We start from the raw sequence: 7,776 nt of genomic DNA on the forward strand, positions 1-7,776 counted from the left end.
GGGCGGTGCTTGACCGCGAGGCCCCCACGGTGGATCATGCGGGCCGACCCGTCCGGGTGAAGGTTGTGGACCGCCCCGGCGGGCGCACCGCCAAGGCCGAGGCCGACGATGCCCGCGACCACGCGGGTCACGCCGCACGGGCGCGCTTGCGCCGCGAGGCCGAGCGCCTCGCCCTGACTGTGCCGGAGGAGGAGCGGTGACGCGCCAGAAACTCGAAGCCGTCCTGGCGGGACTCGGCCCCGTCGCCGTGGCGGTGAGCGGCGGGGTCGACAGCCTGACCCTCGCCACCCTCGCCCACCGGCTGGCGCCGGGCACGACCCTGGTGGTGCACGCGGTCTCGCCGGCCGTGCCGGAGGAGGCGACCGCGCGGGTCCGCGCCGAGGGCGCCCGCGAGGGCTGGGCCCTGCGGGTGATCGAGGCCGGCGAGTTCGCCGACCCGGCCTACCGGGCCAACCCGGTCAACCGCTGTTTCTTCTGCAAGACCAACCTGTACGGGGCGGTCCGGGCCGTCACCGACCGGCAGATCCTCTCGGGCGCCAACCGCGACGACCTCGGCGAGTACCGCCCCGGCCTCGACGCCGCCCGGGAGCACGGCGTGCGCCACCCCTACGTGGAGGCGGGGTTCGACAAGGCTTCCGTGCGGGCGCTCGCCCGCGACCTCGGCCTCGGCGCCGTGGCGGAGCTGCCGGCGGCCCCGTGCCTGTCGAGCCGGGTCGAGACCGGCATCCCGATCGAGCCGGAGACGCTGGGCTTCATCCACGCCGTCGAGCGGCTGGTGGGGGGCGCCCTCGCTGCGGGGACCGGCGCCAAGCGGGCGGTCCGCTGCCGGGTGCGCGCCGAGGGCGTGGTGGTGGAACTCGATCCCGGGAGCTTGGCGGCCCTCGACGCGGACAGCCGCGCCGAACTCGGGGCCGGGATCCGGGAGATCGCACCGGCGCGTCTCGCCGGCCCGGTTCGGTTCGCGCCCTACCGGGTCGGCAGCGCCTTCCTGGTGCAGCAGGGGGAGGCCCGTTCGTGAGCGTCGCTGAAGAATTCACCCTCGACTTCGCCCGGTCGGAGCGGATCGGGCTGGAGGAGGCGATCTTCTGCGCCGGCAAGAGCCCTGAGCAGATCGACGCGATCCTGGAGTCCGCCCGCGCCCGGGGCGCCTCGCTCCTCCTCACCCGCCTCGATCCGGAGAAGCGCGACCGGCTCGATGCGGCGGCCCGCCTCGACTATTGCCCGGTCTCCCGGACGGCGGTGTTCGGCGAGGCGCCCCGGATCACGGGCCCGGCCCGGGTCGCCGTGGTGGCGGCCGGCACCTCGGACGTGCCCGTCGCCCGCGAGGCCCTGCGGGTGCTGGCCTATGCCGGCCGGGCTGCCGCGCTCTTCGCCGATGTCGGCGTCGCCGGCCTGTGGCGGCTGACCACGCGGATCGAGGAGATCCGCGCGCATCCGGTGGTGATCGTCGCCGCCGGCATGGATGCGGCGCTGCCGAGCGTCGTCGGCGGCCTCGTGGCCGGCGCGGTGATCGCGGTCCCGACGTCCGTGGGCTACGGCGTCGCCGCGGGCGGCCGCGCCGCCCTCGACGCCGTGCTGGCGAGCTGCGCCCCCGGCATCACGGTGGTCAACATCGACAACGGCTACGGCGCCGCCTGCGCCGCCCTGCGCCTGCTCCACGCGGCAGGACGCCTCGCCGCGGAGACCGAACGATGAGCCGGCGCGAGCCGTTATCCCACGCCACACGGCAGGCAGCAGCCCCGACACGGGGCCGGCCGGCCCCGATCCCCACATCCTCGAACGGAGACAGCCGATGGAACGCCGCAGCTTCCTACAGGGCGCCGTGCTCGGCGCGGGCCTCGCGGGCGCCGGCAGCGCAGGTGCGGCCGTGAACGCCCCCGTGCTCCCGGGCAACCGCCCGCAGGACCCGGCGGACCTGCCCTTCGTCACCGATCCCGGCGAGCGCCGGGGCGAGATGCTCTACCGGACCTTCGGGAAGACGTCGGAAAAGATCTCGGCGATCGGCATGGGTGGGTTCCACCTCGGCAAGAAGGCCGTGACCGACGACGAGGCGACGCGGCTGATCCATGCCGGGATCGACCGCGGCATCACCTTCATGGACAATTGCTGGGACTACAACGAAGGGCGCTCGGAGCTGCGCATGGGCGCGGCCCTCGCCCAGGGCGGCTATCGCGACAAGGTCTTCCTGATGTCCAAGATGGACGGGCGGACCAAGGAGGAGGCGATCAAGCAGATCGACCAGTCGCTCCTGCGCCTGCGCACCGACCGGATCGACCTCGTCCAGCACCACGAGATCCTGCGCTTCGACGACCCGGACCGGGTCTTCGCCGAGGGCGGGGCGATGGAAGGCTTCCTGGAGGCCAAGAAGGCCGGCAAGCTGCGCTACATCGGCTTCACCGGCCACAAGGACCCGCGCATCCACCTGCAGATGCTGGAGGTCGCCGCCGAGCGCGGCTTCCACTTCGATTCCGTGCAGATGCCCGTCAACGTGATGGACGCGCATTTCCGCTCGTTCAGCCACCTCGTCCTGCCGTACCTCGTGCAGAACGGCATCGCGCCGCTCGCCATGAAGACTTTTGGCGACGGGGTGATCCTGAAGGCAGACGCGCCGATCAAGCCGATCGAGTACCTGCACTTCTCGCTGAACCTGCCGGTCTCGGTGGTGATCACCGGCATCCAGAACCAGCGCGACCTCGACCAGGCCTTCGAGGCGGTGAAGACCTTCAAGCCGATGGACAAGGCGGCGGTGGCCGAGCTGCTGTCGCGGTCGAAGCCCTACGCGCTGGAGGGCAAGTACGAGCTGTTCAAGACGAGCGCGACCTTCGACGGCACGGCCAAGAATGCCGCATGGCTGGGCGAGGATGTGGCAAGCGTGAAGAAGCTCGCGCCGACGATGGAGTAGAGCGGGTCGCAGAATGGCGCGCCCTCCCTCGCCCGCAGAGGGGGGAGGGAGAAGCGGCCGGCGTTACGCCACGTCCTCCAGCCGGATCGGCAGGCTGCGGATGCGGCGGCCGGTGGCGTGGTGGACGGCGTTGGCGATGGCGGCGTTCACCCCGATGATGCCGAGTTCGCCCAGACCCTTCAGGCCCAGCGCGTCCACCCGGTCGTCGGGATCGGGTACCAGCAGCGCCTCGACCTCCGGCGCGTCGGCCGCCGTGGGGACGAGGTATTCGGCCAGATCCGGGTTGCGGTAGGCGGCACCGTCGAGCACCGTCTCTTCGAGCAGCGCCGAGCCGAGGCCCCAGATCATCCCGCCCGTGAGCTGGCTCCGCGCGGTCAGCGGGTTGAGGATGCGCCCCGCCGCGAAGGCGCCGGTGAGCCGGGCCACCCGGATCTCCCCGGTCTCGGCATGGACGTGGATCTCCGCGAACTGCGCGCCGAAGCCCCAGGACACGGCTTTCCCGCCCCCGCCCAGGCTGAGCCCGATATGGCCCTGCCGCAGGCCCGCGAGCGCCGTCTCGCGGTCGCCGCCTTCGGGCACGAACGCCGCGACGGTCTCCACGCCCGCCGGTCCGACCGCCTCGGCCAGCGCGATCCCGGCCCCGTCCGGGGCCACGAGCCGCCCGTCCGCGAGGCGCAGCGTCCCCGGATCATGGCCGGCGAGGCGGCCGCCCTGCCCGGTCGCGGCCTGCGCGAGGGTCTCGCGGATCTGCCCGCAGCCCAATGCCAGGGCGTTCATCAGGCTGGTGGTCGTGCTCGATCCGCCCGAGATGCCCGCGGCCGGCAGCTCCGTGTCGCCGAGCCGGACCGTGACCCGCTCCACCGGCACCCCGAGCCCGTCCGCGGCACCCATGGCGAGCAGCGTGGTGATGCCGTTGCCGATCTCGTGGTGCGCGCAGGCCACCTCCGCGGACCCGTCCGGGCCCAGCCGGACCCGCATCGTCGCGGCGGCGATCTTCACCGGCCGCACCGAGGTGGCGCAGCCGAGACCCACCCGCCAGGGACCGTCGCGCATCGAACCCGGACGCGGCACCCGGCGCGACCAGCCGAAGGCCTTGGCGCCCGCATCGAAGCAGGCCATCAGCGGCCGGGTCGAGAACGGCTTTCCGCTGACCGGATCCACCGCCGTGTCGTTGAGCCGGCGCAACTCGATCGGGTCCATGCCGAGCGCCGCCGCCATCTCGTCGACGGCGCTCTCCAGGGCGAACAGGAACGGGACCTCCGGGGGCGCCCGCATCGGCCCCGGCGTGTTGCGGTCGACCCGCACGGCCCGCTCCTCGGTCCGGATGTTCGGGCAGGCGTAGAGGCTCGCGGTCACCTCCGCGCCCTCCATGACGAAGGGATCGAAGCGCGAGGTCACGGTGTCGGCTTCGTGGACCAGGGCGGTGAAGCGGCCCGCCCGATCGGCGCCGAGCCGGATGCGGTGGCGGGATTCCGGCCGGTAATTGGCGATGGTGAAGCATTGCCGCCGGCTCGGGACCAGGGAAACCGGCCGGCCGAGGCGCTTGGCTGCCAGGGCGACGAGCGCCGTGTGCTGCGACAGCGCGAATTTCGAGCCGAAATGGCCGCCGATCAGGCCTGCCACCACCCGCACCTGCGCGGGATCGAGGCCCAGTTGCGCGGCGAGTCCGTGCTGGACCGCGCCGACGTAGCGGGTCGGCTCGTGCACCGTCAGTCTGTCGCCGTCCCAGGCGGCCCGGGTGGTGAACAGCTCGATCGGGTTGTGGTGCTGGACCGGCGTCTCGTAGCGCGCCTCGATCCGGACGGCCGCCGTATGCAGGGCGGCTTCGGCATCACCGCGTGCGATGTCCTCGTGATGGGGCTTCAGGTCGGCCAGCCGCACGGTCTCGGCGCCGGGCGCATCGAAGCCGCCGGCGGCGGGCTCGGCCGCGTAGGCGACCCGGACCGCGCCCGCCGCCGCCGCGGCCGCTTCCTGCGTCTCCGCCACGACCAGCGCCACGATCTGGCCGGCATAGGCGATCGCCTCGGAGTCGAGGGGGCGGTGCGAGCTGTTGGCGAAGCCGCCGGCCATCAGGTGCTTCACCGGCGCCACCGCGCCCGCGAAATCCCGGTGGGTGAAGATCCCCAGGAGACCCGGCACCCGCCCGGCGGCTTCGAGGTCGAAGCCGGTGATGCGGCCCCGGGCGATGGTGCTGGTCACCAGGGCGGCGTGGGCCGTGGCGGTCTCCAGGCCGACGCGGTCGGAGCTGTAGAGGGCCCGGCCCGTGACCTTGTCGGGACCCTCGACCCGGGTATGGGCCCGTCCGAGATGACCCTCGTCCAGCGCGCGTGCGTCCATCCTGCCCTTCCCGTCCGCGGCCGCTCCGGCCGCCGCTTACGAAGGGAATGGCCGAGACGGTGGTTCGGGTCCGCTCGCCGCGGGGCGACAGGTTGCAGCGGCCGCTCCGGCCGAGCCGTCCTCGCGCATGAAGCGCTTCGGGGCAGCGCGGCCTGGATCGGCCGGGCGTCCCCCGGATTGCCGCGCGCCCCGCGCGAGGACGGGGCGGGCTGCGGCGGCCTGCGCCGCAGCCCGGCGCCTCAGTTCAGGACCTTGCCGTCCGGCCCGACCTTGATCTCCTGCTCCTTGTCGGCGCCGGCGACCTTGATCTCGTACTGGACCGCGGAACCGTCCTTCTCGACCTCGGCCTCGTAGGCCTTGCCGCCGCCGGCCTTCTGCTCGGCGATGGCCAGCGCGTCCTTCAGCGAGGTCTTGGCGTTCTGGAAGTCGGAGGCCTTCAGCCGGGTGAAGTAGCGCTCGATCGGCTGGTTCTCGGTCTTGTAGAGGGCGCCGGTATCGGCGTTGATGCCGTATTCGACCAGCTTGCCGCTCGGGTAGACGACCTTGATCGCGTAGGGGGCCGGATCCTTGCTGTCGGCCTTCTCGAAAGTCGGCGTCGATGGCGCGGCCGCCCTTCTCGTCGCCCTGCGACTCGGCGGTGGCGAGCGCCTGGGCGAGGCCGACTTTGGCGACTTGGCCGACCTGGCACTCCTTCAGGTTGCTGTCGGCCTTGGTGGCGGGTTCGGCGGGGGTCGCGGTGGGGGTCTGGGCCACGGCGAAGCTGGCGGAGAGAGCGAGCAGGCCAGCGGCAGCGGTGAGGCGGGTGATCATGGCGGGTAGTCCCTTTGCGGGCTCGTTCACGGGAGCGTGAAACGTCGGGTCCGGAAATCCGGTTGCCCGCGCCCGGAAAAAATTCTGCCGCCGTCGCCCCGGAGCGCGGCCGGGCGCCCCGCGAGACGGGCGGCCGGGGCCCCTGTATGAGACGCTGACGATCCGGCGTGCCCCTCGGCGACGGCGGAGCCCTCACGGATGGAGCAGGCCATGACCGCGCACGAGCCCGAGCCGCTGGACGATTTCACGCGCCTGCACGCCAAGCTGTCCGCCCTGGAGATCGTGCTCGGCGTCCTGATCGGGCGGCTCTCCGAGGAGAACCCGGAGATCCGCGAGGACGTGAAGCGCGACGTGGCGGCGATCCTGTCGGATATGCCGATCGACGGTCCGAGCGAGGAGATGATCGCCGCCGAGGTCCGCCGGGCCGCCGCGGTTCTGACCAGCGTGTCGATCGGCTGAGCCGTCAGCGCGGCGGCATCCGCAGCGCCCCGTCGAGGCGGATCGTCTCGCCGTTCAGCATCGGGTTCTCGCAGATGTGGCGGACGAGGTCCGCGTATTCCGACGGGCGGCCGAGGCGCGGCGGGAAGGGCACGCTCTGGCCGAGGGTATCCTGCACGTCCTGGGGCAGCCCCGCCATCATCGGGGTCTCGAAGATGCCCGGCGCGATGGTCACCACCCGGATGCCGTGCCGGGCGAGTTCCCGGGCAAGGGGCAGCGTCATGGCGACCACGCCGCCCTTGGACGCCGCGTAGGCGGCCTGCCCGATCTGGCCGTCGAAGGCCGCGATCGAGGCGGTGTTGACGATCACGCCCCGGGCGCCCGCCGCGTCCGGCGCCTCCCGGGCGATGGCGTCGGCCGCCAGTCGGATCATGTTGAAGGTGCCGACGAGGTTGACCGAGACCGCCCGCGCGAAGGTCTCGAGCCGGTGCGGCCCGTCGCGGCCGACCACCTTCTCCCCCGGCGCGATGCCGGCGCAGTTCACGAGCCCGTGGAGGTGCCCGAACGCGTCCAGCGCCGTCCGGACCGCCGCCGCGCCATCCGCCTCGCGGGTGACGTCCGTCTCGACGAAGCGCGCCTGCGTCCCGAGATCCGCCGCCACCCGGGCGCCGGCCTCCCGGGCGATGTCGGCCACGACCACCCGGGCCCCTGCCGCCGCGAGGCCCCGCGCCGTCGCCTCCCCGAGGCCGGAGCCCGCGCCCGTGACGATGAAGACCCGATCCCTGATCATCTCGCTGGCCATCCTGGCCCCCCGACGGTTCCGGGCGACCGACGGCGCCCCGCGGCCACCGACCTAGCGCGGCGCCGCAGCGGCCGGAAGTCGTCCCCGTTCGGATCCGGGACCGATCCGTTCCGCTGGGCGATTGACGTGTGAAATTTTCCCACATAGAAGATGCGAAGACGATCTGCGGTCGCGGATCGGATGTCCCCGTGTTTCCCGCGCTTCGGTGCCCGGTCGCCAAGTCAGGCCGTGTCCATGTCAGGGAACGGCCAAGTCATGGTGCGGCCGAGTCGTGCGGTCGTGACGGTTCTGTCGCGGACCGCACCCGTCATTCTCCGGTCCCGGCCATCTGGGAGCGGCCGAGCCCTCACGCCTGATCAGGACAGTCGTGGACGTCCCCTGGATCGAGACCGCCGCCCGGCACTGGCGGCATGGGCGGATCGTCGGGCGCCGGTTCGCCGACCGGCGTCCCGGCATCCGCGCGGCCCTGCGGGCGGCCGCGCCGGAC

At 73.0% G+C, this 7,776-nt stretch carries 6 protein-coding genes and 2 pseudogenes; 5 read left to right on the forward strand and 3 right to left on the reverse strand.

The window, feature by feature from the left end:
• The 4 genes and pseudogenes from I53_RS24230 to I53_RS24245 form a co-directional block, all read left to right on the forward strand.
• A pseudogene (locus tag I53_RS24230) lies at window positions 1–200 on the forward strand (LarC family nickel insertion protein); the annotation flags it as partial.
• Window positions 197–1,018, forward strand: coding sequence for a potassium ABC transporter ATPase (locus I53_RS24235; protein ID WP_043355530.1), 822 nt, complete (start codon window positions 197–199; stop codon window positions 1,016–1,018). The pseudogene I53_RS24230 and the gene I53_RS24235, both read left to right, overlap by 4 nt.
• Window positions 1,015–1,695 (forward strand): nickel pincer cofactor biosynthesis protein LarB, encoded by a 681-nt coding sequence (gene larB, locus I53_RS24240; protein ID WP_043355532.1) that lies wholly within the window; start codon window positions 1,015–1,017, stop codon window positions 1,693–1,695. Before I53_RS24235 ends, larB begins: the two co-directional genes overlap by 4 nt.
• Window positions 1,696–1,792: 97 nt before the next feature.
• Window positions 1,793–2,902 carry an aldo/keto reductase gene (locus I53_RS24245; protein WP_043355534.1) on the forward strand — a complete coding sequence of 370 codons (1,110 nt, stop codon included), beginning with the start codon at window positions 1,793–1,795 and terminating at the stop codon, window positions 2,900–2,902.
• A 63-nt stretch (window positions 2,903–2,965) separates the two neighbouring features.
• On the opposite strand, the gene I53_RS24250 is transcribed toward I53_RS24245, so the two are convergent.
• Together I53_RS24250 and I53_RS35475 are read right to left on the reverse strand one after the other, a co-directional pair.
• Window positions 2,966–5,239, reverse strand: coding sequence for a xanthine dehydrogenase family protein molybdopterin-binding subunit (locus tag I53_RS24250; RefSeq protein ID WP_043355536.1), 2,274 nt, complete (start codon window positions 5,237–5,239; stop codon window positions 2,966–2,968).
• Between the two features lie 239 nt (window positions 5,240–5,478).
• Window positions 5,479–6,049, reverse strand: a pseudogene (locus tag I53_RS35475) (PepSY domain-containing protein).
• Window positions 6,050–6,259: 210 nt separating this feature from the next.
• On the opposite strand from I53_RS35475, the gene I53_RS24260 reads away from it, so the two are divergent.
• On the forward strand, window positions 6,260–6,508 hold the full coding sequence (locus I53_RS24260; RefSeq protein ID WP_043355542.1) for a hypothetical protein: 249 nt from the start codon (window positions 6,260–6,262) through the stop codon (window positions 6,506–6,508).
• A gap of 4 nt (window positions 6,509–6,512) precedes the next feature.
• Here the strand turns inward: I53_RS24260 and I53_RS24265 are convergent, their stop codons facing one another.
• Window positions 6,513–7,277, reverse strand: a complete 765-nt coding sequence (locus I53_RS24265; RefSeq protein ID WP_236952901.1) for a 3-hydroxyacyl-CoA dehydrogenase — start codon at window positions 7,275–7,277, stop codon at window positions 6,513–6,515.
• Window positions 7,278–7,776 lie beyond the last annotated feature (499 nt).

This window comes from Methylobacterium sp. B1 (genome assembly GCF_000333255.1).
Taxonomy (GTDB): domain Bacteria; phylum Pseudomonadota; class Alphaproteobacteria; order Rhizobiales; family Beijerinckiaceae; genus Methylobacterium; species Methylobacterium fujisawaense.